This window comes from Citrobacter sp. CK194 (genome assembly GCF_030333395.1).
GTDB lineage: Bacteria > Pseudomonadota > Gammaproteobacteria > Enterobacterales > Enterobacteriaceae > Citrobacter_B > Citrobacter_B koseri.
Map to the genome: position 1 here is coordinate 1,224,397 of NZ_JAOWGA010000019.1, position 23,859 is coordinate 1,248,255.

28 protein-coding genes and 2 riboswitches are annotated in these 23,859 nt (G+C 48.8%); of the genes, 22 read left to right on the top strand and 6 right to left on the bottom strand.

Features of this window, described 5'->3' with window-relative positions:
* Positions 1 to 43: 43 nt before the first annotated feature.
* Genes OGX80_RS21820 through OGX80_RS21830 form a run of 3 tightly spaced genes read right to left on the bottom strand, consistent with a single transcriptional unit; the run spans position 44 to position 3,091 of the window.
* On the bottom strand, positions 44 to 1,606 hold the full coding sequence (locus OGX80_RS21820; RefSeq protein WP_286471432.1) for an ABC transporter substrate-binding protein: 1,563 nt from the start codon (positions 1,604 to 1,606) through the stop codon (positions 44 to 46).
* A gap of 16 nt (positions 1,607 to 1,622) precedes the next feature.
* Positions 1,623 to 2,210 (bottom strand): D-alanyl-D-alanine dipeptidase, encoded by a 588-nt coding sequence (gene ddpX, locus OGX80_RS21825; RefSeq protein ID WP_115181640.1) that lies wholly within the window; start codon positions 2,208 to 2,210, stop codon positions 1,623 to 1,625.
* 14 nt (positions 2,211 to 2,224) lie between these two features.
* Complete coding sequence (locus OGX80_RS21830) at positions 2,225 to 3,091, bottom strand: MurR/RpiR family transcriptional regulator (protein WP_012132399.1); 867 nt, start codon at positions 3,089 to 3,091, stop codon at positions 2,225 to 2,227.
* A 725-nt stretch (positions 3,092 to 3,816) separates the two neighbouring features.
* Between OGX80_RS21830 and OGX80_RS21835 the strand changes: the two genes are divergently transcribed.
* From OGX80_RS21835 to OGX80_RS21845, 3 genes are all read left to right on the top strand, one after another.
* Complete coding sequence (locus OGX80_RS21835; protein ID WP_012132402.1) at positions 3,817 to 5,760, top strand: methyl-accepting chemotaxis protein; 1,944 nt, start codon at positions 3,817 to 3,819, stop codon at positions 5,758 to 5,760.
* 204 nt (positions 5,761 to 5,964) lie between these two features.
* Positions 5,965 to 6,279, top strand: coding sequence for a helix-turn-helix domain-containing protein (locus tag OGX80_RS21840; RefSeq protein ID WP_047463672.1), 315 nt, complete (start codon positions 5,965 to 5,967; stop codon positions 6,277 to 6,279).
* The gene (locus OGX80_RS21845; RefSeq protein WP_115181641.1) at positions 6,272 to 7,540 is read left to right on the top strand and encodes a type II toxin-antitoxin system HipA family toxin; all 1,269 of its coding nucleotides are present in this window, start codon (positions 6,272 to 6,274) and stop codon (positions 7,538 to 7,540) included. Before OGX80_RS21840 ends, OGX80_RS21845 begins: the two co-directional genes overlap by 8 nt.
* A 40-nt stretch (positions 7,541 to 7,580) precedes the next feature.
* Here the strand turns inward: OGX80_RS21845 and OGX80_RS21850 are convergent, their stop codons facing one another.
* Positions 7,581 to 8,903, bottom strand: coding sequence for a glycoside hydrolase family 10-like protein (locus OGX80_RS21850; protein ID WP_115181642.1), 1,323 nt, complete (start codon positions 8,901 to 8,903; stop codon positions 7,581 to 7,583).
* 75 nt (positions 8,904 to 8,978) lie between these two features.
* Positions 8,979 to 9,041: riboswitch (Fluoride riboswitch) on the top strand.
* A 50-nt stretch (positions 9,042 to 9,091) separates the two neighbouring features.
* On the opposite strand from OGX80_RS21850, the gene OGX80_RS21855 reads away from it, so the two are divergent.
* Together OGX80_RS21855 and OGX80_RS21860 are read left to right on the top strand one after the other, a co-directional pair.
* Entirely contained in the window at positions 9,092 to 10,651 is a 1,560-nt protein-coding gene (locus OGX80_RS21855) for a MutS-related protein (RefSeq protein WP_115181643.1), read from the top strand.
* Complete coding sequence (locus OGX80_RS21860) at positions 10,648 to 12,183, top strand: MutS-related protein (protein WP_115181644.1); 1,536 nt, start codon at positions 10,648 to 10,650, stop codon at positions 12,181 to 12,183. The genes OGX80_RS21855 and OGX80_RS21860 overlap by 4 nt, the downstream gene beginning before the upstream one ends.
* On the opposite strand, the gene eno is transcribed toward OGX80_RS21860, so the two are convergent.
* On the bottom strand, positions 12,180 to 13,466 hold the full coding sequence (eno, locus tag OGX80_RS21865) for a phosphopyruvate hydratase (RefSeq protein WP_012132408.1): 1,287 nt from the start codon (positions 13,464 to 13,466) through the stop codon (positions 12,180 to 12,182). The two genes, OGX80_RS21860 and eno, sit on opposite strands and share 4 nt — an antisense overlap.
* A 15-nt stretch (positions 13,467 to 13,481) precedes the next feature.
* The gene (locus OGX80_RS21870; protein WP_012132409.1) at positions 13,482 to 13,910 is read right to left on the bottom strand and encodes a universal stress protein; all 429 of its coding nucleotides are present in this window, start codon (positions 13,908 to 13,910) and stop codon (positions 13,482 to 13,484) included.
* Between the two features lie 236 nt (positions 13,911 to 14,146).
* A riboswitch (Fluoride riboswitch) is annotated at positions 14,147 to 14,221 on the bottom strand.
* A gap of 51 nt (positions 14,222 to 14,272) precedes the next feature.
* On the opposite strand from OGX80_RS21870, the gene OGX80_RS21875 reads away from it, so the two are divergent.
* The 17 genes from OGX80_RS21875 (at position 14,273) to OGX80_RS21955 (ending at position 23,658) form a co-directional block, all read left to right on the top strand.
* On the top strand, positions 14,273 to 14,842 hold the full coding sequence (locus OGX80_RS21875; RefSeq protein WP_233644110.1) for a Cof-type HAD-IIB family hydrolase: 570 nt from the start codon (positions 14,273 to 14,275) through the stop codon (positions 14,840 to 14,842).
* 262 nt (positions 14,843 to 15,104) lie between these two features.
* Positions 15,105 to 15,395, top strand: coding sequence for a hypothetical protein (locus OGX80_RS21880; protein ID WP_286471435.1), 291 nt, complete (start codon positions 15,105 to 15,107; stop codon positions 15,393 to 15,395).
* Positions 15,396 to 15,405: 10 nt separating this feature from the next.
* The gene (locus OGX80_RS21885; RefSeq protein WP_200075822.1) at positions 15,406 to 15,927 is read left to right on the top strand and encodes a hypothetical protein; all 522 of its coding nucleotides are present in this window, start codon (positions 15,406 to 15,408) and stop codon (positions 15,925 to 15,927) included.
* 7 nt (positions 15,928 to 15,934) lie between these two features.
* A complete protein-coding gene (locus OGX80_RS21890) occupies positions 15,935 to 16,657 on the top strand; it encodes a hypothetical protein (protein WP_286471437.1) in 723 nt (240 codons plus the stop codon).
* Positions 16,658 to 16,668: 11 nt separating this feature from the next.
* Positions 16,669 to 16,938, top strand: a complete 270-nt coding sequence (locus tag OGX80_RS21895) for a helix-turn-helix domain-containing protein (protein ID WP_286471439.1) — start codon at positions 16,669 to 16,671, stop codon at positions 16,936 to 16,938.
* 2 nt (positions 16,939 to 16,940) lie between these two features.
* Positions 16,941 to 17,204 carry a hypothetical protein gene (locus OGX80_RS21900; protein ID WP_286471441.1) on the top strand — a complete coding sequence of 88 codons (264 nt, stop codon included), beginning with the start codon at positions 16,941 to 16,943 and terminating at the stop codon, positions 17,202 to 17,204.
* Entirely contained in the window at positions 17,191 to 17,550 is a 360-nt protein-coding gene (locus tag OGX80_RS21905; protein ID WP_286471442.1) for a hypothetical protein, read from the top strand. Before OGX80_RS21900 ends, OGX80_RS21905 begins: the two co-directional genes overlap by 14 nt.
* A gap of 195 nt (positions 17,551 to 17,745) precedes the next feature.
* Positions 17,746 to 17,976, top strand: coding sequence for a hypothetical protein (locus OGX80_RS21910; protein WP_286471443.1), 231 nt, complete (start codon positions 17,746 to 17,748; stop codon positions 17,974 to 17,976).
* A 14-nt stretch (positions 17,977 to 17,990) separates the two neighbouring features.
* Positions 17,991 to 18,266 (top strand): hypothetical protein, encoded by a 276-nt coding sequence (locus tag OGX80_RS21915; RefSeq protein WP_286471444.1) that lies wholly within the window; start codon positions 17,991 to 17,993, stop codon positions 18,264 to 18,266.
* Positions 18,267 to 18,620, top strand: a complete 354-nt coding sequence (locus OGX80_RS21920; protein WP_286471446.1) for a BrxR family helix-turn-helix transcriptional regulator — start codon at positions 18,267 to 18,269, stop codon at positions 18,618 to 18,620.
* Positions 18,617 to 19,147, top strand: a complete 531-nt coding sequence (locus OGX80_RS21925) for a hypothetical protein (RefSeq protein WP_286471447.1) — start codon at positions 18,617 to 18,619, stop codon at positions 19,145 to 19,147. The genes OGX80_RS21920 and OGX80_RS21925 overlap by 4 nt, the downstream gene beginning before the upstream one ends.
* A complete protein-coding gene (locus OGX80_RS21930; RefSeq protein WP_286471449.1) occupies positions 19,140 to 19,394 on the top strand; it encodes a hypothetical protein in 255 nt (84 codons plus the stop codon). The genes OGX80_RS21925 and OGX80_RS21930 overlap by 8 nt, the downstream gene beginning before the upstream one ends.
* Positions 19,394 to 20,272, top strand: coding sequence for a tyrosine-type recombinase/integrase (locus OGX80_RS21935; RefSeq protein ID WP_286471451.1), 879 nt, complete (start codon positions 19,394 to 19,396; stop codon positions 20,270 to 20,272). Before OGX80_RS21930 ends, OGX80_RS21935 begins: the two co-directional genes overlap by 1 nt.
* A 3-nt stretch (positions 20,273 to 20,275) precedes the next feature.
* A complete protein-coding gene (locus OGX80_RS21940) occupies positions 20,276 to 20,533 on the top strand; it encodes a hypothetical protein (protein WP_200076348.1) in 258 nt (85 codons plus the stop codon).
* Between the two features lie 1,077 nt (positions 20,534 to 21,610).
* A complete protein-coding gene (locus tag OGX80_RS21945; protein ID WP_286471453.1) occupies positions 21,611 to 22,564 on the top strand; it encodes a hypothetical protein in 954 nt (317 codons plus the stop codon).
* Positions 22,561 to 23,271 carry a phage baseplate protein gene (locus OGX80_RS21950; protein ID WP_286471454.1) on the top strand — a complete coding sequence of 237 codons (711 nt, stop codon included), beginning with the start codon at positions 22,561 to 22,563 and terminating at the stop codon, positions 23,269 to 23,271. The genes OGX80_RS21945 and OGX80_RS21950 overlap by 4 nt, the downstream gene beginning before the upstream one ends.
* 9 nt (positions 23,272 to 23,280) lie before the next feature.
* Positions 23,281 to 23,658: a hypothetical protein gene (locus OGX80_RS21955; RefSeq protein WP_200076345.1), complete on the top strand. Its 378-nt coding sequence runs from the start codon at positions 23,281 to 23,283 to the stop codon at positions 23,656 to 23,658.
* Positions 23,659 to 23,859: the final 201 nt, after the last annotated feature.

Below are 23,859 nucleotides of genomic sequence, written 5' to 3' on the forward strand. Positions count from 1 at the left end.
GGCTTCCCCTTGCGGAGCCATAACGGCCCCGCATCAACGTGGCTTATTTACTCATGGCGCCAATGTTAAAGACCTGTTCCAGCATGGGGTTGAAGACAAAGCCTTTGACCTCTTTGTTCATCGCCAACTGGTAGTTTTTCTGGAAGAGATAGACGTAGGCGGCCTCATCAATCACGATGGTTTGCGCCTGCTGGTAATCCTTCGTTCTGGCCGCCTGATCGGTGGTGGTCAGCGCGCTGCGCAGAAGTTTATCGACCCCGGCGTTTTCATAAAACGAACGATTACCCGGCAGACCTTTCTTATCAGACTCAAACCAGTAGTTCATGAACATGTACGGGTCGGCGAAGTCCGGGCTCCAGTTGCCGATGGCAATGTCGTAATCACCTTTGCCGATCCGGTCGCGCATGGTGGCATTCGCCAGTTTTTCCAGCTTCACCTTAATACCCAGCTTGCTGAGACTGGCCTGCGTGGAAAGCGCAATCGGCTCCCAGTTTGGATCGTTATCAGAGTAGAGGAAGCTCAGGCCATCGGGCTTGGTCGCGACTTGCTCCCAGGCGGCTTTGGCTTTCGCTTCATCAAAACTGTACTGCATTGCCTTTGCGTCATAGCCCCACATACCTTCAGGAATCGGGCCGCGCATCTGCTTGCCGTTACCGCTGAGGATACCCGTCACCATGCCCTGATAGTCCGTTGACCATGAAATGGCCCGGCGCAAATCCACCTGATTCAGCGGCGCTTTACTGTTGTTCAGATAGAGATAAGTCACGCGCAGCGAAGGGTAATCCGCCACGTTGACTTTCCCTTCCTGTTTTAACGCGTTGAGCTGGTCTACCGGGAGAGCATCGGCAATGTCGATGTCTCCCCGCGACAATTGCAGGCGGCGGGAAGCACTCTCACCAATGATTTTTACCGACACGCGCTTAAAGGCAGGTTTGGCTCCCGCATAATGCGGATTCGGCACCAGAATCAGCTGCTGTCCTTTCTGCCAGCTTTTCAGCATAAACGGGCCGGAACCTGCGGTGTTCTGCGCCAGAAAACCGCGCGCATCATCTGCGGCATGTTCTTTCAGAACCGTCGGGTTAATAATGGAGGCGCCGTCATTCGCCAGCGTGTACAGGAAGGGCGCAAACGGCTGGCTCAGCGTAAATTTCACCGTATAGTCATCGACGGCTTCGACTTTCAAATCTTTTGGAAAGGCTTCTGCCGGGCCTTGCCCAATTTTCAGCAGACGCGCAAAAGATTGTTGCACCGCATCTGCCGTAACGGGCGAGCCATCAGCGAATCGGGCATCTTTATTAAGGGTAAACGTCCACTCTTTCTGATCGTCTGAGGCCTTCCAGTCGCTCGCCAGATCGCCTTCAACCTCCGTGGAACCTTTACCTCCCTCGGTTTTGTACTGCACAAGGCGTTGATAAGACGGGTAAGTCACTGTCCAGTCGTTGTTATCAATAGTGACGGCAGGATCAAGCGTTTGCGGATCGGCCGCTTTACCAATCACCAGCATATCTTTGGGTACAGCCGCCTGAGCGGCGGGCAGGGCAACAGCCAGTGCCACGGCAATCAGGGCGGGACGAAACAGCGAAGTTAAAGCGTGTGTTGTCTTCATGACCGTGCTCCATCATTTACAGGGAGGGTTGTGTTGTTGTGCGTGATGCCGGGAAACAGGCAATGCAGTCGTCGAGCAAGGGGTAGCTGGCCGCGTCCGGCAATTCGAAATGCCACCATTCACTGCTGATGCCGACGAAACCACCGCCAAACATAATGGCGTTCAATAACAATCGATTACGTTGCGCTGCGGGTGGAACAGAAGGGTGATACGAGTGCGAGCGATCGTGCATTTCATCAAAACCGGCCCCCATATCAAGCACGTTGCCATGCTCATCCATCAGAGTGACGTCAATTGCCGTACCACGGCTATGGTTTGAACCGATGGCCACATCCACCACGTATTGCGGATTGGGACAGACATGCCACAGAACCGACTGCGCCTGCTGCGGACGATAGGCGTCATATACCACCAGAGACAGCCCTGCCAGCTGCGCAATGCTGATACTTTTCGCCAGCGCGGTGACGGCATCCGTATGCAACAGGCAACGGGCCTCCCGGTAAATGGGCGCGCCGGTGAGGTTATCGGCGGTGGCGTATTTGAGATCGATATGCAGTGAGGGGAAAATCACTGACAGATCGACCAGTTCAGGGGTTTCTGACATAGCACGTTTCCTGTTTATTGTTCGAATTGACCAAACTCTTGTTGCAGCTGGCGATTGGTTCGCAGCCGTTCAGCAAGCGTATCGCCCAGTTGATCCACCACGCCTGACAGCAATAAGTTGAACAGGCAGCTCACGGGGGCGAGCGAATCCCAGAAGTGCCCGGTGTCGGTTTTTACCTGCAATAAGTCGATGGCGTAGTCTCTGGCCCACGGACACCAGACATCAGTGATTAACGCCAGCGGAATGCGCCGCTCGCTGGCAACGCGACAATACTGACGGGCAGCGGCGGAATAGGCGCGGGTATCCGTGATCACCACATATGGCCGTGCGAACCCGGAATTCAGCGACTCGACCCAGCTCCCGGATAGCCCTTCGGAATAACTGACTTTGGGCCGCAGGTATTCCAGATGGCTGAAAAAGGCGTTAGCAATGCCGCGCGTGGACTGAATCCCCAGAACATACACGGCCTCCGCATGCGCCAGTTGCTGAGCGATTCGCAAGAACGTTTCACTTTGCGCCAGCTGATAGACGTGGGTGATGGCATCAATTTCCAGCGACAGCGACTGACGCGCTCTGTCGGGCAGTCGCTGTTGCTGTTGCCAGGAGTCAAGGCGTTCATTCATCCCCCAGGGCTGATAGGGCACGGATGGCAGTTCCCGCAGGCTGGCCTTGGCATCCTCAAGATTACGAAAACCAAGCTTCCGTAAATAACGTCCAACCGTGATGCCGCTGGTGCCTGTCGCTCTGGCGATACCGTCTGCCGTTTCAAACGGTATCTGCGCCGCGTGCGCTAACAGCCAGCCTGCAACGCGCTTTTCGCTGGGCGTATGCTGGCTAAAACTCTTCTCAATTCGGGCAAATAACTCAGGTTTTGATGTCATTACCGTCTCGCTGTTAGTGAGCTGTCAGAGAGCGTTCCGCTGTTACTGAATTAACAATGCAGGACGCATGCCAACCTGGAAACCACGGCATCGCCGTCTTTTTTGTTAAATTAAGGTGATATTTAATTAACGAATGATCAACATTTGTGCAGATTAGTTCACTTTTGGTGCAGCGATCGTCAGAGAGGGCATGAATGTGTCGAATCCGTCGCAGGGATCACATTGTGATGCCAGAAATTGCAGGGTCAAAAATGGCAAACGCCAACGTGGATAGCAGAGAAATATAAAAGCGCGAGACACATTATTTATCGGCGGAAAGAACGGTGTATTATTTTTTTAGATTTAATAAATATTCAGCAGGCAAGTAATCTGTTCATTTTACGCATTAAAATACAACGCGATATTAATTATTCTTTTATAACAGACAGGTTTGTAGCAACGTATGAAGGCAGGCGAAGCGTAAAACCCCTGACTTATGAAGTGCGGCACAACCAGGAGAACACAAGGCCTGGCGCGTAAGTGATTAAAACAACGCATTAAAAATAATATTCAAAATAAACTTATCACGCTATTTAAATCAGGTGAAAGTGCAGGATTTTGCTATTAGTGACAACGTCACATTTAAGGGCGCATTAATATTCCTTAACGAACCATAAAACCGCATAAAGATATAAATTTGTGTGCCGATACTGAATAAAAGAGAGTCGTTTACATAAGGGGTTTGTATGGTCTGGTATCCATCACGCATTTCCACCCGTCTGACGATTGGGGGGATTGCGCTGCTTGCAGTGACCACGCTGGTTATTGTTGCCATTATGCTCTGGCGCGGTCAGCCGCGCGTTGTTGAGATCAACTCCGCCCTGATAGAGGAGACAGGGCAAGGACTGACTCGCCAGTTAGGTACTGTTTTATCGCGTATTGAAGGTGAAACGGTAAGCCTGTCGCGCCTTGCCGAAGTGCTGCCAAACGACGAATCGCTATACCAGCATGTCGTTCCGCATCTTATTGGCGAACAGAATGATTCCATCATTACCGGCGGCGGCATCTGGCCGGAGCCGGATGCCTTTACGCCCGGCATTGAACGACGCAGTTTCTTCTGGGCGCGTGATGCAGAAGGGAAATTGATCTTTTCCGACGACTACAACGTTGCCGGAGGAAGCGGTTATCATAACGAAAGCTGGTATCTCCAGGCGAAAGGGCACTCACAGAACAGTTGCGTCTGGTCTGATGTTTACCAGGATACGATTTCCGGGGTTAACATGGTGACCTGTAGCATTCCTTATCAACTGGCAGGGAAATTTGCCGGCGTCGCCACAACCGATATCCGGCTGGATAACGTCGCCACCTTTATGCAACAGCAGGGGAACAGCACGGGCGGTTATGCCTTTGTGGTGGATAAACAGGGGCAAATCCTCTATTTCCCGCAGGCCGATCACGCGCAGTTTAAAACGTTTACTGACCTGGTCAAAGCCTCTGACTGGCTCGCCCCGGTAGCCGGGTCGCTGAAAACGCTGAATGCCTCGGCCGATGTCGCCACCATTCCCCTTGCACACGACGGCATACTGGACGGGCCTTCCCGGGTGATGCTTTTCCCGATGGCGGATACCGGGTGGATCGTTGGGCTGGTGACGCCTGAAGAACGCGTTGTCGGACTGGCAAAAGTGATGATGAAGGATGTACTGGAAGTGCTGATTCCGATCATGGCCATTCTGCTGGTGGGCTCCTGGCTGGTGGTGCGCCGTCTTATCTCTCGTCTGGACGATACGCGTCGCGCGCTGGATGATATCGCCCAGGGCGAAGGCGACCTGACTCGCCGCCTGGACGTCCGGGGTAAAGATGAGATTTCCGATATTGCTCAGGCCTTTAACCTCTTTGTGGACAAAATATCCGCGATCCTGATTACCGTTCGCAGCAGTAGCGTGGTGGTTGCGAATAACGCCGTCAGTCTGGCTGACAGTAATATGGAGTTATCCTCCCGCGTAACGCAGCAGGCTGCCGCGCTGGAGGAAAGCGCGTCGGCGATGGAGCAATTAAATGCGACCGTTCATCAAAATACCGGGAATACACAGTTAGCCGATGAGCTTTCCGAAAACACGGCGCAAACGGCTAACCGCTGTGGCGATGTCATGCAGGGCGTGATTTCCACGATGGATAACGTCAGCGCGTCGTCCGGCAGGATGGTGGAAATTGTCGCCGTTATCGACAGCATCGCGTTTCAGACCAACATTCTCGCGCTGAATGCGGCGGTGGAAGCCGCACGAGCGGGTGATGCCGGTCGCGGATTTGCCGTCGTCGCCTCTGAAGTGCGTACGCTGGCACAGCGCAGCGCCACCGCCGCGCAGGAAATCAAGGCGTTAATCGATGAGTCGGTTTCACACGTAGACAGCAGCAGTCAGCAGATCCATAATGCCGGGGATCGTCTTGGTGAGTTGGTCGGCAACGTGCGCCAGGTCAGACAATTGATGGGTGAAATTCGCGTGGCGGGTGAAGAACAGCGTAAAGGTGTCTCTGAGGTCACGCTGGCGGTAACCGAAATGGACAGTACGGTTCAGCAGAACGCGTCGCTGATTGATGATGCCGCTGCGCGAACCCAGGTCCTGAAAGAGGAGGCTGAACAACTGGCGCTGCTGGTCTCTTCATTCAGATTGCCTGAACCCACCGCAGCATAATTTTCTCTCTCCCTCACAGAACGTCTGCAAATTGCGGACGTTCTGCTTGTGTCAGTCAGATAACTAAATCCATTATTTAGTATTTTATCTCCATGAATAGGCAATAACTCCATTATATAGTGGTTTATGCTTTTTGCCTTCGTTGCACATTAACTCTATAATATTGTGTATTACGTCAGAAATATTGCGATAAGGGACACTATGATGGATTTAACCCTTAGTTCTCCAGCCGAGATTGTTACGCTGCTGTGCGACCGGTTACGCAAAGAACGCCTGGCAAAACAGATGACTCAGGCTGACGTGGCCGCCCGGGCGGGGGTTGGCGTCAATACGGTTTCAAACCTTGAAGCAGGCAAAAATGTGGGCTTCGAGAATCTGGTCAGAGTGGCGGTGGTATTAGGTTATGGCGACGCGTTGAAAGCGCTGTTCAAGCCCAAAATTGATAGCCTGGATGATATCTTACGTTATGAGAAGAGCGCGACGCGTCAGCGGGTGAAGAGGAAAAATAGCGATGCCTGAGCAGATAGACGTCTTCTATGAAGGATGGGGGGAACGATGGCTCTGGGGCAAGCTGGTCTCATCAACGGCATTGACCGGTCGGCCAGTCATCGCCTTTGAATACAGTGACGAGGCCGTTCGCAAAGGTTTTGAGCTGTCCCGCTTAACATTACCGCTTGAGGGGCCGCGATTACGCAGGGACTTTCCGGCTCATCAATTACATCTTCCGGGGCCGGTTTACGACGCTCTGCCTGATGGCTGGGGAATGCTGCTGATGGATCGCTTATTCAAACGCAGAGGACTCAATGCCGCCCGAATTGGCCCCCTGGAGCGGCTCACCTGGGTGGGCGGCAACGCAATGGGGGCAATGACATTCCAGCCGGTACAGGCTGAGGCAGAACTCACCTCGCAAGAAGAGATCCCGCTGGTGCAGCTGGCCGCAGAGGTGCAGGAGGTTCTGAGCGGAGAAGGCGGGGAGTTCCTGCAAAAATTATTGCAAATGGGCGGTTCACCACAGGGGGCACGGCCAAAAGCATTACTCTACCGTGACACTGTCACGTCAAAATTCACAACCTCGCCGTTAGCCGGCGCGGAAAGCTGGCTGGTCAAATTCCCGGCCAGACAGGAACATGCCGAGGTCTGCGCCATCGAAGCCGTCTATTCAGCGTGTCTGCGCAAATGCGGCATCCAGACGCCTGACGTTACGTATTTCGCCTTGCCGGAAGGGCAAGCGGCATTCGCCACCCGCCGTTTTGATCGTGAACAAGGGATGCGTGTGCCCATGCAAAGTCTGGCCGCCTTCACTGGCGCGAATTACCAGACGCCGGGTTCGCTCGACTACCGAAGTTTTTTACGTGCGACGCAAATATGCACCAACGATATTCGGGAAAAAGCGCTTGCCTTCGAGCGAGTGGTCTTTAATGTCGTGTTCAACAACCGGGACGATCATCCTAAGAACTTCGCTTATCTGATGTCCGCAGATGGACAATGGACCCTGGCGCCCGCCTATGATGTGACCTATTGCGATGGGCCTGGCGGCTATCATCAGATGGATGTGATGGGTGAAGCACTGGATATTGAAAGAAAGCATCTTCAGGCGTTGGGTGAACAGGAAGCCGAATTGCCAGCCACCAGAGTCGCGGAGATCATCGCGACTATTTGCGACGTTGCGGCGACGTTCAGCGCAATTGCTACCGACCTCTACCCGGGGCAAATCACGGGCGACACGCTGAACTATATCCAAAAGCAAATTGATGGGAATATCAGCCGCCTGAAGGGATGACGGCTGAGTCAGTCTCACGGAACAAGAGGGTGTGGGGAGGTTAGCTTCCCCACCGGCTTTTCAGATAGTTCACCGCTTGCTGGGTTTGCGGCCGATCAAGATAGCTTTCTCTGAACAGGATTGTGCCTTTGATTTGTGAGACGGATTCATTCAGATCCAGTTGCTTCTTAAGCTCCGGGACGCCGCCATTAATCATCCAGTCCGGCTCATTCTTTGACGGTTCGCCGACTTTATACAACGCCACGCCAATATAGAGATGGGTATTCGTGGGTTTCACCACATCCGCCCACCATTTCGCCAGCACATCATAACGGGCCGCGTCACGCGCAAAGGGCCAGTAGAGCTGCGGCGCAATGTAATCCAGTAATCCCAGTTGCACCCAGCGGCGAGTATCAGCATAGGATTCATCATACGCCGCCGCGCCCCTCGTATCCGAACCTGCCGGATCATGCGAGCGGTTACGCCATACACCAGCGGGGCTGACGCCAAATTCAACATCCGGTTTCAGGTTTTTGACCGTGCGGGACACCTGCTCAATCAGCAGTTGCGTATTGTGTCGCCGCCAGTCCGCTTTTGAGGCAAACGCCTGACCATATCGGGCAAAGGTGGAATTGTCGTTAAGCGTGGAGCCAGGCGTTTCGGTATAGAAATAGTCATCAAACTGTACGCCATCGATGGGATAACGTGTGACCACTTCCGCCACGATACTGGTGATCCAGTCCCGGACGTCAGGAATGCCGGGATCAAGAACAAAACGGTCTCCAGAGATGCGCACCCAGTCGCGATGCAGCACAAACACGCTCGCCGGATTTGACGTCACCGTCGCGTTTAACTGCGCCACCGTTGCCGGTTTGGTGTTTACTGATACGCGGTAGGGGTTAAACCAGGCGTGTACTTTCATTCCCCGCTTATGCGCTTCATCAAGCATAAACTGTAGCGGATCGTAGCCCGGATCTTCACCAATCTTTCCGGTCAGCATATCTGACCACGGTAAAATTTTTGACGGCCAGAGCGCCGTTCCATCCGGCTTGACCTGGAAAAACACGGTATTAATTCCCAGACTTTTTAGTTTATCCAGCTTTTCGATCAACGCGTTCTGTTGTTGACGTACCCGAACCGCCGCATTACTCGTATTCACGGAACTGACCGGAGGCCAGTCAAGGCGCGAAACGGTTGCCAGCCAGATACCACGAACCGGCTGCTGATTTTTCTGGGATGGGGCTGGCGTCGCGGAAGAAGGGGGCATAACCAGAGAAACGGGAGGTTTTGAGGCGCAACTGGCAAGTAAAAACGCGGTGGCGACAAGCGTAGCCCGTTTTTTTACTTTGCTGACAAGACGAGCGTGACGAGAGCTGATGATCATATTTGCCAATTTTCCGTTTGGTTAATCCAAAAAATCTTACACGAGATCTGGCTAATTACAGAGTTCATTGCTACGTTTTTTACAGGAGATGGCATTCCTCCTCATAACCGCCCTCTGGCTGATGATGCCTGCACATTCTGGACGTTGCCCCGCGTGGACAAGTCAACGTGTATTGTGTAGGAGTCATTATGCGCCGTACCTCAACAACATCGCTGCAATTTATTACCGTTTTGTATGCCTCTGGTCGTCGTCATACACCCCCTTCGGGCGATCGTGCTCCTGCATATTTTGTCGATCTGAATCTTGATAAAATCGTCGATCGCATTGTTCAGGGGCGGGAAGAGTACGGCATCAGCGCTTTCTTTTATTCACCGCTCGAATGTCTGGAGGATATCCTCTATCGACAGGAAATTATTCAGGATGTGACAATACATGCGCTCTATAAGGCGCTAATGGCATATTCCACAGATATGAAGAATATCAGGGAGATTTCAGAAGAAAAAACAAACCGGTTTTACTTCTATCAACAGCGGCGCTGGGAGCTTGAGTGCATTTTGTTGTATTGCCAGGCCGTTACGGCGCTGTATGAGCGTATAGCGCCGCTGTCTTTGTCTTCCGACGGTATGATTAATTTCAGGCATTATCTTCGTCAGTATATCGAGAGTGAAAATTTTACCGGGTTATATTCAACCGCCACTATGATAAGAAAAAGTCTGGAGGCGGTTCAGTACGGTCTGAAAATTAAAGGCGACACCATTATTGTTGAACTGTATCACCAGGAGAAAAACTATAGCGATGAGATCCTCGATGTGTTCTCAAAGTTTAAGCAGCATGATGTGAATGTCGAGGTGGAGAGTAGACATCACAGCTTCGGGATGAACCATATTGAAGCACAAGTTCTGGATTGTGTTGCCAGACTATTTCCCGCCGAGTTTCATCAACTTGATGTGTTTATAGATGCCAACAGGCGCTACAGAGATAACACGCTGGATCTTTTTGAACGTGAAGTGCAGTTTTATCTGGCTGTTGTGGAATACATTGAAAAATTTCGGCAGAAAGGGCTGCCGTTTTGTATCCCGGAGGTACTACGAGATAAAAAAGCTATTTCGGCTGTTGCGGCTTTCGATCTCGCGCTTGCAGAGGTCATCCTTGAGAAAAAGGAGAAGGTTGTCTGCAATGATTTCAGCTTCCAGGAGCATGAACGTATTTTCGTCATATCGGGCCCCAACCAGGGCGGGAAAACCACCTTTGCCCGCATGATAGGGCAACTGCATTTTCTTGCCTTGCTGGGCATTTATGTCCCTGCCAGGCAGGCAAAGCTCTTTCTGACAGACACTATTTTTACGCATTTTGAGAAAAGCGAAAATATTTATAACCTCCGGGGAAAACTGTATGACGACCTGGTGAGAATAAAAGCGATCCTTGATGCTGCCACATCACACAGTTTGATTATCATGAATGAGATTTTTACGTCAACCACATCGCGGGACGCCATTTATCTGGGAACGCGGGTAATCAAGAAAATAGTCATGCTCGATGCGCTTTGTGTCTGCGTAACGTTTATCGACGATCTTACGGCATTAGCCCCGTCCATCGTCAGCTTAATGAGTACGGTTGAGCATAATAATGCGGCATTAAGAACCTATAAAATCACCAGGAAACCGGCCGATGGTATCGCATGGTCAACGACGCTGGTGATAAAGCATGGGCTGACATATGAGCAGATAAAAACGAGGTTAAACGGATGAACGCGTATCTGATGTATAAAGATAACGATTTTATCGTTGACGATAATATCCCAGAGAACATCAAATTTGCCATGAAAGATCTGGAGTTGGCAGTGTTGTTTCATGCGTTGTCTGATGGAGATGATTTTCTTTATTCCGTCGTCAGAAAGGCATGTTCCGTGCTGCTATCGGGCATTCCTGACATTGAGTACAGGCAGGCTATTCTGCGGGATTGCCTGTATAATGAGGACGTTATCAGAACATTCTATAATGTGGTGGTTGAATGTCTGCAAATGGAAAAAGAAAAACTTCACTATGGCGTTTTTGGTCATTATCCTTCCGCTGTGCTGCATCAGTCTCTTTCGTTTACCCAATTCCTGATGACCTATTTACAGAAAATAAAAATTATCGCACAAGAAAACATCCATCACGTTGAATCTCCGGGGATGGTTCGTCTTTTCTCGATGCTTGTTCAGGAGTTAAACGATGATTATATGAGTACTATTGAAAGACATCTGAAACAGATGTCTTTCAAAAAAGGCGTATTAATCAGCGCGCGATTAGGGCAGGGGAATCAGGGCAAAGACTATGTACTCAGGCGGCCCAATCCCCCGCAAAAAGGATGGCTCCGACGTCTTTGGACAAAAAGACCAGCGCATTACACCGTACAGCTAGCCGCGCGTGATGAAAATGGCTTCAGGGCATTAAGCGACTTAAAGGATGAAGGGCTCGTATTGATCGCCAATGCAATGGCGCAATCCACCGCGCATTTGCTTAATTTTCTAAAGTCACTGCGCACTGAATTAGGATTTTATATTTCATGCCTTAATCTTGCGCAGGCCTTAAACAAACGCAATATTCCACTGTGCTTTCCTGTCCCGATATATCAAAGAGAACGCCATCATGTGTTTGAGGCACTCTTTGATCCCTGCCTTGCACTGACATCGGATCGGGAAATCGTTAGCAACACATTAAGAACGGATAATAAAAATACTTTTATTATCACTGGCGCAAACCAGGGAGGGAAATCCACGTTTTTACGCAGTATCGGGCTGGCGCAGATAATGATGCAGACGGGGATGTTCGTTTCTGCTGAATGTTATAGCGCAGATATTTGTCGACAGATATTCACGCATTACAAATGTGAAGAAGACAGCCATATGGTCAGCGGAAAGCTGGATGAAGAGCTCCGACGAATGAGTGATATTGTTGATGCTCTACAACGTGATGACCTGGTGCTGTTTAACGAATCGTTCTCTGCAACAAACAGTCGGGAAGGGGCCGAAATCATCAGAGGCGTGGTAACCGCACTGGCAGAAAGTAACGTGAAACTCTTTTTTGTTACGCATACTGCGGAATTTGCATGTTCGTTTTATCAGGAGGATCGCCAGGACACGGTATACCTGTGTGCCGAACGACGCGACGATGGAGAAAGGACATACAAAATAGCAGAAGGCGTGCCTCTGGATATCAGTTATGGCGAAGATCTGTACCGGGATGTTTTTGATGCCTCTCCCGTATACCGGAATACGGGAGAGGTTTCAGAGCGTTAACCTTTTCTGAAGGCAGATTTACCGGCGAAAACGGCGGCATCGCCAAGTTCATCTTCAATACGCATTAGCTGATTGTATTTTTCGATGCGTTCTCCACGGCTTGGCGCTCCCGTTTTGAGGTGTCCAGCGCGTAAGCCTACCGTCATATCAGCAATGAAACTGTCTATTGTTTCTCCGCTACGGTGTGAGATAAAGCTGCCCCAGTGATGATCATGACACAATTGAACCGCTTCGATTGTCTCGCTTAACGTACCAATCTGGTTCAATTTGATCAGTGCGGCATTCGCCAGATTTTCATCAATTCCTCGCTGGATATATTTCACGTTAGTCACAAAAAGATCGTCACCCACCAGTTCAATCTTATTGCCAAGCGTATCGCTCAGAATTCGCCAGCCAGCCCAGTCATCTTCGGCCAGGCCATCTTCGATCAGAACAATGGGGAATTCGTTGACCAGCCGCTCATAATAGCGCGTCATCTCTTCCGCACTGAATTGCGCATTTTCGCTGCGCAGGGTGTATTTTCCGTCTGAATAAAATTCGCTGGATGCAGGGTCCATGCAAATAACAATATCCTCGCCGGGTTTATAACCGGCTTTTTCGATCGCTTCGACAATCAATTCCAGCGGTTGCCGGTTTGACGAGACTGCTGGCGCGAATCCACCTTCATCGCCCACGCCAGTAGACAAACCTTTCTCCAGTAAGACCTGACGTAAATTCTGATACACCTCGCTACCCCAGCGAATGGCTTCCCGAACAGAGCTTGCGCCCCAGGGGGCAATCATGAATTCCTGAAAATCGGCGCCTTGCCAGCGAGCGTGAACGCCGCCATTGATGATATTCATACAAGGAACCGGGAGGAGGTTAGCGCCAACGCCGCCGAGGTAACGATACAGCGGAATGTTTGATAGCTGCGCGGCCAGACGCGCCACGGCAAGCGATACCCCGAGAATAGCATTGGCCCCGAGACGACTTTTATTTTCCGTACCATCAAGAGTTATCAGGCGGTTATCAATATCTTTCTGGCGGCGGACATCATATCCCCGTAGCGCATTATCGATCTCAGTATTGATACTCTGAACCGCGCCCAATACACCTTTGCCGCCAAAACGCGACTTATCTCCATCACGGCGCTCAATGGCTTCGCGCGAACCGGTACTGGCACCGGAAGGGACTGACGCGCGCGCAACACCGCCGCCGATGGCGGAGACTTCGACTTCAACGGTCGGATTACCTCGGGAGTCCAGAATTTCTCTTGCGATCACACGTTCAATTTCATAGCTCATAGAAATGACCTTATTTTATGGAGTGGATATATGTTTAATCAGCACATCAACCGAGAGATGATTGATGAACTCAAAAGAGAACGAGGAAAAAACCCCAAACAGGCGATTCTTATGACCCAGCATGACCAGGTCGATATCCTCATGTTGGATAACCGCTTCAACGTCTTTGAAACGTTGAATGCTGATAATTGATTTCACTTGCACATGAATACTGCTGGATTCCGCCAGGCGACTGAGCATCGCTTTGGCCTCGATCACTTCATGTGATTGTCGATCCCGGGTTAAAGCATCACTCGTGTAATCCAGCTCCCGGTAATCAGAACTGATATGCCCGAGGGTGATCTGAGTCCCCATTTCTTTTGCCAGACGTTCAGCATGGTGCAGCAACAGCACACCATCGATTTCATTCTGGACCAGTAATAATGCGTGTTTGTACATATGCATACGCCACCTCTCAAGTAATGAGAAACGTTCAGCATCGCAAATGAACAATGTGTTGCAGACGGGCCGATGGACATAACAAGAGCCGGTGAGCGCTACGTTGTTGCTGATGTTGTGATAGTCAAAGGCATGGATAACATCTTTCTTTTCAAAAAGATGAGATTCAGGAAGTAATGAAGTGGTTGTTTTACTATTCATAGCGATACCCGACATACATGCCTAAGAAAAACAGCAACAGTTGTATATCAGGCGTCATCATCCGATTCGAGCGAACCGGCGGTTGGGAAAGGTGGAACACCATCACCTTGTGAACTAAGCGTATAGCAGGTTCAGGCGGAAATCAATGAGAAGTAAATCTGTTGCGCATGGATCGCGAAGAAGGAGAGGGCGGTGTGTTTTTCAGAAGGCGAAATGACGGTCATGGCATTGAGCGTTTCTTCTGGCACGGCACAGAAAAATATCCTGACGTCGCTGAGCGCCTGACGCAAATTGGGGAACAGATAAAAAGGGAAATTCCTGCCGCTCATTTTGCCGACGATCAACCTTTCAGGATGACGTCCATTGCCTTTGCTAAACCGCCAGAAGCCCATCAGTGTTCATTAATACTTAACGCATTGACGCAAGCAGGCGCTACAACCACCGTAAACAATCTCTGGATTCTTGGCTGGTCTGGAGAATATGACAAGTTATCTATGGCCCGACGAGTGCTCAGGGATTTTTACGATCTCGACATTGATGCCGAACGTTCTGCCGTATTGTATAGCGGCGACTCGACGAATGATGCGCCGATGTTTTCATTCTTTGAACATACGGTTGGAGTGAGCACGGTATCAGATTACCTTGATCAAATCCCGAAACCTCCGCAGTGGATTACCCGTGGCCCGGGAGGTGCTGGTTTTGTGGAAATTGCAGATGCGGTAATTGCCGCCAGGTAATGAGAAACGCAGGTCCCATCGGCTTATCCGGTCACAGTGGCCGGGTTTTTAATGCGTGCGCTACGTGAAATCTGACGCAGGGATAACCGCCAACAGTTTGCAGAATTCACACAGGACACGATGGAAGGCGTGCAGAAAAAGGCGAGGGATGCGTTATGAGTCAAGGGAGTAAGCCCGTATTGGGCGTCATAAATTCAATTTAACATAATATACATTCGGTAGGGCAATAACACTGAGTCCATAGAGAATATGGGTGATTGTTATGGCTATATTTGGTGTAAAGTTAAGCAAAACCAGTAACACGAATCATGTTGTTAATGCATTACTCCTGATTTGTTGCCGATTAGATGAGGGCGATAACATTGCTCATCTTTTTGGCGATGAAGTCTCTAATATTTCACCACGTCAAAATGTTCAGTCTTTGCCTGAACGTACCGCAAAGATTCTCTCCGAAATATCACGTCGCGGCCTGTTTTTTCACGTAGCGCCGCACGGCGAAAATCACGGCATTTTCATTGCCACGCATCCGAAAAATCTCAGCAGAAACGCATAGGGGGCGCATCATGCGTGATTTTTCTCTGATATTTCGCCATGCGTGGGAACTGGCAAGAAAGGGGGCGGAGACGTTCGGCGGCTCTGCCCGTGAGTATTTCCGTGAATCCCTTTTGCTGGCCTATAACCAGTTGAAGCGCAATGTGACAGCAAAAGACCTCGTTAAAATTATGACTGGTCGTTTTATGTCAATGAGCCAAATCCGAGAAGAAGTAAACGCAAAATTCAAGAAACAAACGGCTAAAAATATAGCCCGTAGAATATGGAATATGTTTAGGTCTCCTTATGTGGAAATAGAGAAGATCAAATGTGAAACCACTGGTAAATATCTTTACCACCTTAAACACGCTCAAAAGAATTTTTTCGTGAGTGGGGCTATTACACGCGCCCTGAAATCAGCAAGACCAGAAAAAAAGAAGGCTATAAAGCCACGTCCCGCTATGTCCAGAGACGAAATCAACTCCTGTCGTTTGGCTAATGCTTTTCATAAAGCACTTTCAACCGGGATTTACATTCCACCTAACTTAATTTGAGAAAACGATGAACAAAAGAACGCAAATTATTCAGTTTAGAGCGGATAGCGAAACCTACCGTCGCGCTCAAAATCGCGTAAAAGATGGTGGTTTGCTACTGCCTGATGTGATGCGAGCCGCTCTAAGGTCGGTTGCTGATGCTGATGTGTCTTGTCTGGCTGATTTAATCAATGGCGCTACAGCAGGAGGGGAAGAGATTAATCAGGCTTGGCTTTATCAAAAATGTCATGAGCTTTTCGAATATCGTAACGGAAAACTATTCCGTAAGTCCCGTAAAGGGATGGGTGAGCAGGGTAATCAAGTCTTTATCCGAGTCCGAGAGGGTGAGGAGCATGTATTAATTCAGGGGAGTCATTACCCGCTTAAAGATATCGTTTGGCTCATGGCAAACGGAAGTATTGCCGGGGAGGTTGAATATAAAAACCCATATCGGGTAAGCGGGAAGCATTCAATTGAAAACCTCATGATTAATCCTGTTAAGGAAACAGATATAAGGCTGGTCAAATATTTAAACAGATCTGAGAGGATCAATGTCGTCAAAGTAAAACAACGCGCCTTCATGTTTGATACCAGCAATGATGAAAATGCAAAGGAAGCAATAGAAAAATTAATTAACACGGAGAAAACAATTCCGCTACTTCTTCGCGGCGATGACGGCTGGGTTGCATCCAGAACAGCTATTCACGCATTCAAATTAAGCGATAACCAGTACGTAGTAAGCATTAGTTAAAGGGGCTTTTTATGTCGAATGAAACGGTAAAAAAGGTCATGGCAGAAAAGCGCCGTATGACCATAGGCCAGTTAACTGACCAGCTTGTAAGCGGTGCTTTGCGCCGTGAATTAGGCATGGATAAAACCGAGTTTGCAGAGTTGGTAAAAGTAATGCGCTCAACCATCAGACGAATTGAAGGTCTGGAGGCCACACCACGTATCGGTTTGATATTTAATACCGCTGCGGCATTACGCATTGGTATTGACTTTCCTGTTATTGAAGAAAAAACGAAGAGGTAGTAATGCGCCGTTACATCATTACGGATAAAGATATTTTCGACGCTTTCAAGCGATGGGAAAGCCCGAAATTAAAAGACCAAAAGATGCATACCAGCTTCATTCGTGAAGCGGTGTGTCGCATACACCCTGACAAAGTAATTCTCCAGTATGACATTCGTCAGAAATTAAAAAATATGGCTTCGCGTGGGTTGGTGACTGAAATCCGGTTAAGCCCGAATGCAACCGTCTGGATGATTACTAAAGGTGATTTGAATGGACAAAATTAAGACCAAAAGAAGCGAGCGCCGATTATCGCGTGACCTTATCGAAGAAGCGTTAAGGCTGGTGGCTGACCGCAGCGAACGCGAAGGTGTAAGCAAGGATACTGCTAAACGTCATGCGTCTGCCATTCGGGGGGTAATTCCGGCGTTGGGTGTTGTTAAGAGCAAGGTTATTAAGCCGGGTGTATGGGTGGCTTTATATGCCCGTAGCGATTCAACATCGACGGTAATCAGCAACATGAAGTTTACCGCCGTTATTTTTGAATGGGCGGGACAGCAAGATTATGAAGATGCAGCGTTTTACGCTGCTATCGCGAATGCGATTCGTACTGCATTAGCTGTAAGAGGATGACAGAAAAAATGAAACCATACGGGAAATTTTATTCTGTAGATGGCTGTACCTGTTCCCTGTGTCGCTCTCGCGGCTATCGAAAAGGGAATGGCTACGAATCTGAGATTCGTACAAACAAACATCGTGCGCGTCAACAGGCTAAGCGAAGCATTCAGGAACAACTAACGGAGACGCCCCATAAAGGGCGGTAAAAACATGGCTAAAACAGAATTAAATCGCCTTAATCGTGCATTCCGTAAAGAAACTCGTCACTGGATGGGACACCCTGACGGATTTGCAAATAAAAAACAGTGGAAAAACTGGTGCCGTGAGAATGCTGTCATTTTTCAGTCTGCGCGTAATGTTGAGCCATTGCCCAATGATGAAGTTATCAATGACCAGTTAGATGCAGATAGCGCCGTTATTGAAGAAATGAGCAACTGGTAAGGAGCGGTAACAGAATGAATACAGAAGAACTATTAGAGCATATCGGCGGTGATTATTACGGGGCATACAATCTGTTAGATGAAAAGTGTCCGAATGTAGAACGTCGATTTAAGCGCCTTACAAAAGCGCTTGCCGCACTCCTGGATGAAGTTAAACAGGAGTTTCCTGACGCATGTTATTACACGGCATCGGGCGGTTTTAATCTGTTACTGGGTGATAGCGATGCGGGTAACAAGATGGTCGCTTTATCTGCCAGTCATTACCTTTCAGTCGGCGACGGGGATTTTTAAATGAGCAATAACAAACTAACAGTCCTTAATCTTCGTCGCTTCCCGCTTATGCGCCTTCAATTCATAGAAGCAATGTTCATCGAGCATGGATTTGTCTCACGCAAGATTATTACGGCTGCGCTCGGTATTGAAGCAGCGATGGCATCACGCGATATGGCAACTTATTCAACGCTAAATGACACGGTTTATATAAACCACTCTGCTAAACGATGGGAGGCGATGCCAGAATTTAGAGCGGTTGATGGGTTGTTGGCTGTAAACGCCGCTGAATACCTCGCGGCTTCCGGTGTGGTTTTCGGTTTTACGCTGCGCGAAATCTCCAGAACAAAAACAGAGCTTGGGGTCATCAAATGAATAACAAACTAACAGACGCAGAGCTAGCGGAAATATTATCTGGTGTTGTTGATGGTGTACCACCAACCACGCAAGAAATCGCAATGGCGAAAGAGATACAGGAACGCCGCAAGGCTGATAGCGCGGAGGTTATTTATCAATATCGAATCAGAAATGGTTATAACGGGCAGGTTACAGAGTGGCAAACCATCCGGCGCGACCAGGTTGATTTTGTGTTGAAAGCGCAGCCATTAAACGCTGAGTTTCAGATTATCGCCGCCCCGCAGCCAGCGCCGATAGTCCCTGTAACCCTTCCGTGCGACGTTGAGTTAAAGCCAGGTCTTATTATCGGCAAGGGCTGTAAAACAGAGACTTTGCTGACTGCGCTGCAACGTCGCGCCGACTATTACGCTGAAATTGACGCGATGACACCGGAAGAACGCGCAGAACATGACGCCAATATCGCAGCATTCAAAACCATGCTGACGACGCCAAGGCTATGGTTAACGCCTCGCGCCGCTATGCAGAAGGGGAATGATAATGGTTAAAAACACCTTTGATCCGCCTATGCGCACCACTGTAACCAGTGGTGAAGCCTATGCCAACTCTCCGGTAATTCCAGATGGTTACGCATTAGTTCCGATTGAGCCAACCGATGAAATGATTATTGCCGCAATGAATAGCGATGATGTGACTTATAACGACAGCGACGACACTGTTTTTTATGTCCATCATCGCGAAATCTACAAGGCCATGCTCGCAGCAGTACCAGCTTTAAACAAAGGTGAGCACTAATGCTGAGTGATTTGCTTATTATGGTTGACCGCCGCGCTAAGGCGGTCAGTTTACGTGAAAAGACCATTATCAACGAGCGTCACGCTGTTCGAATGCTGGAGCCTGTCCTTTCGCTTGGGGTTCGCGCCGCAAGTGTGCCAGATACATGGGTAAGATATGCTGACAGATGTATTGATAATGGTCTGGCGGCGTCAACTATTCGCCAGCGAATTGATTGCGTCGCTGCCGTAGTTGCCTGGGTAATTCATGCTGATATTAAATTCAAACCAGCCGCGCCGGGTTCATTGGGGAGAATGCTGGAGGCAATGCGCTCCGCAGCCAGGACGATAGGGAAAAGAATAAAGCGCCATCGGGCGCTAAGCAGACCTGCCAGAGTTAGCATTGACGAGTATTCGTCTGTCGTTCGTGATATTGAATCATTACGCGAGCCATACAGGACAGCTACACGCCTGATGCTGTGCTTTGGGCTAAGGGCATCAGAAACGCTTTCTTTGTCTGGTAACTCTATTCTGACAAGCGGTAAGCTGTTTATTCCAGACCGTAACACGAAAACTCACTCTGACCTTCTTTTGCCGTTGCCAGTGAAATACATCCCGTTAATTAGAGAATGGTTAGAGGTTATAGGTGATTCAGAGATTAAATATAATACGCTGGTTACAACCATATCACGCGCTGGCATAAAATGGCGCTGCCATGATTTACGTAAATTATTTCGCACCTCTGCCGCAGTACGTGGAGAGGATTACCTTGCCGTGGAGTTGATACTTAACCACGCAGTAAAGGACGTGCCAAGCGCATATTTACAATCACCACCATTTGCAGCAATGAGAAAGGTATTAACCAATTCAATAGAAGAATATTTACAGACAAGAGGATAGGGAATGTCAAATTCAGCAATAAAAGATAATGATGTTATGTATCAAAAGAAGTATCCGCGCGGGTGTTTGTTTAAATCACTTCAATTACGTACAAATTTAAAAGCCAAACCCGATATTTACCGTGTTGAAATGATTAGCCGTGGTGGTGAAAAGATATTAATGGGAGGGCGTAAAACGACACAGGAAGCAATAACGCTTTATCGGGACATAGCCACGCTGAGCGCCTCAGAGGTAGAGGCGGCTTTTAGCAGCATGGCTTAAAAAGTATCAGCGAAGCACACCCGGCAAATGCCGGGTTTTTTTGTACCTGCTAAATCCACCAGCACATAACAATGTAAATAAATGGTTAAATCTAAATTAACAAAACCGTAACGCAACACAGGTTAAAAATAGTAACGAAATAGTTAACTTTATGTTGTGTGGATAAGTTTTTGGCAATCACAAAAAACAATAGACATGTGTGATATATATCAATATATCAGGAAAAACAAAGAGAAATTATTTTATATTTTAAAATCAATGGATTATGAAAAGCGGTCATTTTGCGCTCGTTTTTTGTATGTTTTTTGTCGTCAATACCTTGCATTTAACCAACTGCGGGAAATAAAAAAATTAATCATCGAAAAACATATTAACAATCACAGAGTTACTAAGATGAGGCAAACGGATATAAAAGGTTGGACATTATGAGAAACAAGGTAATGCTGTGCAAAGAATCATCAAAAACAATAAAAGAATTAATAAATGTTTCAGGCGGAAACAAAGCCGTACACAAACAAGATATATTTCAATCATAAAAATCAATTAGATAGACGCCAGAAAACCAAGATTACCATAAAAATGAACGGAAATGTTTCTGCAATCTCATCCGACCAGATGCGTTAACATATTGACATGAATAAAACGAACCAGCAGCAAAAGCGGAAAGCTGGAATAAGACAAGGGGAGTAAAAGAATTAAACTGCGCTCAGGCTTGTTTCCACCAGCGTCGAGGGGGTTTCTATCACTTTCTGGCGGAAAACTGCAACGGGTAAATAATTGCCCGTTTAAAGATGGCAGGGCTGTTACATATTAAATGCGCATAAATCAGACACAACAATTCAAACAAAACAGTAACAATGAAACTGGCACGATAAATGTTATCCACAACGGAAGTTAGTATTCATGCCACTTTAAAGCGATATTGACCACTAACATAAATCATGCAGGTTGGCATTCTGCTAGCGCTTATCCACAGATTTAACCTTGTATCAAATATTGACACGTTACCGCTGGCGGCGTTTCTGTAATTGGCTTGGGTGTTGCCTTTAAATCACTTCTATATAAGGAGGGGTTTTTATGGCTTACGGGCGTCAGTTCGAAATAACCGTTAACTGCACAGACGGCGAGACAATCCACATTACTGATGTGGACGTGGATTTTTCATCTGTGCGTGACGATGAAAAAGAGCCGAACGAAGCTGACTTGACCGTGTGGGGGCTTACACCTCAGACGCAAAACGCAATCGCTCAGGCTGGATCTACCGTCAGTGTTGCCGCTGGCTATATAGATGAAGGAATGTTCACCCTGTTTCAGGGGGAGCTAATCAGCGCCGTAACCATCAAGCCTAACGAGGTTTACGGTCTAAAAATGAAAATTTATGAGGCGCTTATTCCATTTCGCGCCAGCGTCACATCACGCACTTTTCGTAAGGGGCAAAACCTCAAAGAAGCTGTATCACTGGTTGCGTCAGATATGGGGCTGGGGTGTCAGGTTTCGAAAGCCGCCGCTGCATTGCCTTTGCCTAAAAACATAAGCGGAGTCGCCTTATCCCGCGACGTGTTAACCAGCTTGTGCAAGCCAGTTAATGCTACATGGTCAATTCAATATCAGTCGATAGTTGTCACTGCCGGTGATTCTGTTCTTACTGGCGCTGCGATTTTTTCACCTGAAACGGGGTTACTTGGCGCTCCGCTTTTGAAGATCCACTCACCAAAGCGCACCAAAAAAAAGAACCCATCAGAAAAAGACCAAATCCAGAAGAAGCACGATAAGAGCATTACTACATACCAGTGGCCTCCTAAAGGTTCTCAGGTTGATTACTCAAAAGGCGCTCGCCGCCAGATGGGTGTTATTGAAGCCATAACGTGGGAGTCGCTTTTACGTGGCGGCGTTGAGATTGGCGAACAGATAGAGCTTACGTCTCCTTCAATGGGCGAAGGCTGGAACATTATCGTTAAGAAAATCTCCCACAGATTCAGTACGCGTGACCGTCAGGCATGGTCATCCTCATGGGAGGGCATCATTGCATGAGAGCGGGAAGCCAAGTTACTGCAATTATCGAGAATACGCTTAATTCAGCGCTTTTTGCTCTTGAGGCTGTGATTGTCTCTGTAGGAGAGGGACGCGGAACCGTCAGGCCAGTCCCTAAGCGTTCATTTGGCGACAATCCAGAGCCTGTTGCTTATCCAGTAGTTGAAAATGTTCGCCTTCTTTCACTGGTCTGGGATGGCGGCAATTCCGGCGTAAGTGGGCGAGTGTCTCCCGGCGATGAGTGCTTATTAATAGCGTTATCCCACGGTGACGGAGACGAGCCAGACCATAAAACCTTTTCTAACGCCGTCGCACTGTGCGGATTTTCCGATAAAGCCATTCATCAGATGCCAGATAGTCCCGGTATCCGAGTTTTCAGCGGAAGCACCTTCATCGAGTGGGATGACGGGAGCATTAAAGGCGATACCGGGCAGGGCGCAACATTCGCGTTTACGGGCAACAAAATGACCGTAAACGCGCCGGGCGGCATCGATATGACCGCGCCAATGACCACTATCAACGGGAATTTGACGATTTCTGGCTCTGTCAGTCAGGGCACTGACGGCGGTGGAGATGCTGAATTCGGCGGCAACGTCAAAGTAACCGGAAATAGCGAAGCGGCTGACCATATCAGCGGCGGCAAGTCCGGTAAATCCCATAAACACAGAGAAAACGGGCAGGGCAACCTTTCCGATGAGCCGACATAAGGAATCGCCATGAAAATGAATGATGCTGCGGCGCAAATTGCGCTTTCAAACAAAGGCTTTCTGATGGCTGGTGACTACAGCACAACCATCAGCAAGGGCGAGATTATCAACATTACCGAACGTACCGGGCTGGTTGTGGATCGCGTCGAGTGCATCCCCCTGATTAATGCGCCCCTTTATATGGTCATGGCGACCTGTCGCGAATGCAAAGACCAGTACATGCCTTTTTATAGCGATTTGCCGTTTGAATTGCCGCATCAGGCAGCAATGGCACAAATGCTAAACGATGCCGGGGAAGGTTTCGACCTTGATGACCTGTTGGATATTGAATCACTGGACGCGGCCGTAACGGTGGTTCACGTTGAAAAATGGATGCACACAGAATGAACATCACAACGACACAATATCGCCAGGGTGTAAAAGGCTGCTTTCTTTCAGCGCACAGGCCGCAACCAGGCGAATCGTTAACGCTGATTATGCCAACGTGTCGGGGTAAGCGAGTTATTCCAGTTGGACAGGTTCAGAGGGTTGAAGCCGTTGGTTCAAGCCGATGCCTTGTATGGGTCTCAAATCTGACGTTCGTTGAGG

Excerpts from the sequence above, each read along its gene's own strand:
- eno (WP_012132408.1), bottom strand. The coding sequence starts at position 13,466 with ATGAGCTATGAAATTGAACGTGTGATCGCAAGAGAAATTCTGGACTCC.
- ddpX (WP_115181640.1), bottom strand. The coding sequence starts at position 2,210 with ATGTCAGAAACCCCTGAACTGGTCGATCTGTCAGTGATTTTCCCCTCA.
- OGX80_RS21835 (WP_012132402.1), top strand. The coding sequence starts at position 3,817 with ATGGTCTGGTATCCATCACGCATTTCCACCCGTCTGACGATTGGGGGG.
- OGX80_RS21910 (WP_286471443.1), top strand. The coding sequence starts at position 17,746 with ATGGCTAAAACAGAATTAAATCGCCTTAATCGTGCATTCCGTAAAGAA.
- OGX80_RS21945 (WP_286471453.1), top strand. The coding sequence starts at position 21,611 with ATGGCTTACGGGCGTCAGTTCGAAATAACCGTTAACTGCACAGACGGC.
- OGX80_RS21955 (WP_200076345.1), top strand. The coding sequence starts at position 23,281 with ATGAAAATGAATGATGCTGCGGCGCAAATTGCGCTTTCAAACAAAGGC.
- OGX80_RS21925 (WP_286471447.1), top strand. The coding sequence starts at position 18,617 with ATGAATAACAAACTAACAGACGCAGAGCTAGCGGAAATATTATCTGGT.
- OGX80_RS21940 (WP_200076348.1), top strand. The coding sequence starts at position 20,276 with ATGTCAAATTCAGCAATAAAAGATAATGATGTTATGTATCAAAAGAAG.
- OGX80_RS21920 (WP_286471446.1), top strand. The coding sequence starts at position 18,267 with ATGAGCAATAACAAACTAACAGTCCTTAATCTTCGTCGCTTCCCGCTT.
- OGX80_RS21855 (WP_115181643.1), top strand. The coding sequence starts at position 9,092 with ATGCGCCGTACCTCAACAACATCGCTGCAATTTATTACCGTTTTGTAT.
- OGX80_RS21830 (WP_012132399.1), bottom strand. The coding sequence starts at position 3,091 with ATGACATCAAAACCTGAGTTATTTGCCCGAATTGAGAAGAGTTTTAGC.
- OGX80_RS21950 (WP_286471454.1), top strand. The coding sequence starts at position 22,561 with ATGAGAGCGGGAAGCCAAGTTACTGCAATTATCGAGAATACGCTTAAT.
- OGX80_RS21915 (WP_286471444.1), top strand. The coding sequence starts at position 17,991 with ATGAATACAGAAGAACTATTAGAGCATATCGGCGGTGATTATTACGGG.
- OGX80_RS21880 (WP_286471435.1), top strand. The coding sequence starts at position 15,105 with ATGGCTATATTTGGTGTAAAGTTAAGCAAAACCAGTAACACGAATCAT.
- OGX80_RS21905 (WP_286471442.1), top strand. The coding sequence starts at position 17,191 with ATGGACAAAATTAAGACCAAAAGAAGCGAGCGCCGATTATCGCGTGAC.
- OGX80_RS21895 (WP_286471439.1), top strand. The coding sequence starts at position 16,669 with ATGTCGAATGAAACGGTAAAAAAGGTCATGGCAGAAAAGCGCCGTATG.
- OGX80_RS21820 (WP_286471432.1), bottom strand. The coding sequence starts at position 1,606 with ATGAAGACAACACACGCTTTAACTTCGCTGTTTCGTCCCGCCCTGATT.
- OGX80_RS21850 (WP_115181642.1), bottom strand. The coding sequence starts at position 8,903 with ATGATCATCAGCTCTCGTCACGCTCGTCTTGTCAGCAAAGTAAAAAAA.
- OGX80_RS21845 (WP_115181641.1), top strand. The coding sequence starts at position 6,272 with ATGCCTGAGCAGATAGACGTCTTCTATGAAGGATGGGGGGAACGATGG.
- OGX80_RS21875 (WP_233644110.1), top strand. The coding sequence starts at position 14,273 with ATGGATCGCGAAGAAGGAGAGGGCGGTGTGTTTTTCAGAAGGCGAAAT.
- OGX80_RS21885 (WP_200075822.1), top strand. The coding sequence starts at position 15,406 with ATGCGTGATTTTTCTCTGATATTTCGCCATGCGTGGGAACTGGCAAGA.
- OGX80_RS21930 (WP_286471449.1), top strand. The coding sequence starts at position 19,140 with ATGGTTAAAAACACCTTTGATCCGCCTATGCGCACCACTGTAACCAGT.
- OGX80_RS21900 (WP_286471441.1), top strand. The coding sequence starts at position 16,941 with ATGCGCCGTTACATCATTACGGATAAAGATATTTTCGACGCTTTCAAG.
- OGX80_RS21870 (WP_012132409.1), bottom strand. The coding sequence starts at position 13,910 with ATGCATATGTACAAACACGCATTATTACTGGTCCAGAATGAAATCGAT.
- OGX80_RS21840 (WP_047463672.1), top strand. The coding sequence starts at position 5,965 with ATGGATTTAACCCTTAGTTCTCCAGCCGAGATTGTTACGCTGCTGTGC.
- OGX80_RS21860 (WP_115181644.1), top strand. The coding sequence starts at position 10,648 with ATGAACGCGTATCTGATGTATAAAGATAACGATTTTATCGTTGACGAT.
- OGX80_RS21935 (WP_286471451.1), top strand. The coding sequence starts at position 19,394 with ATGCTGAGTGATTTGCTTATTATGGTTGACCGCCGCGCTAAGGCGGTC.
- OGX80_RS21890 (WP_286471437.1), top strand. The coding sequence starts at position 15,935 with ATGAACAAAAGAACGCAAATTATTCAGTTTAGAGCGGATAGCGAAACC.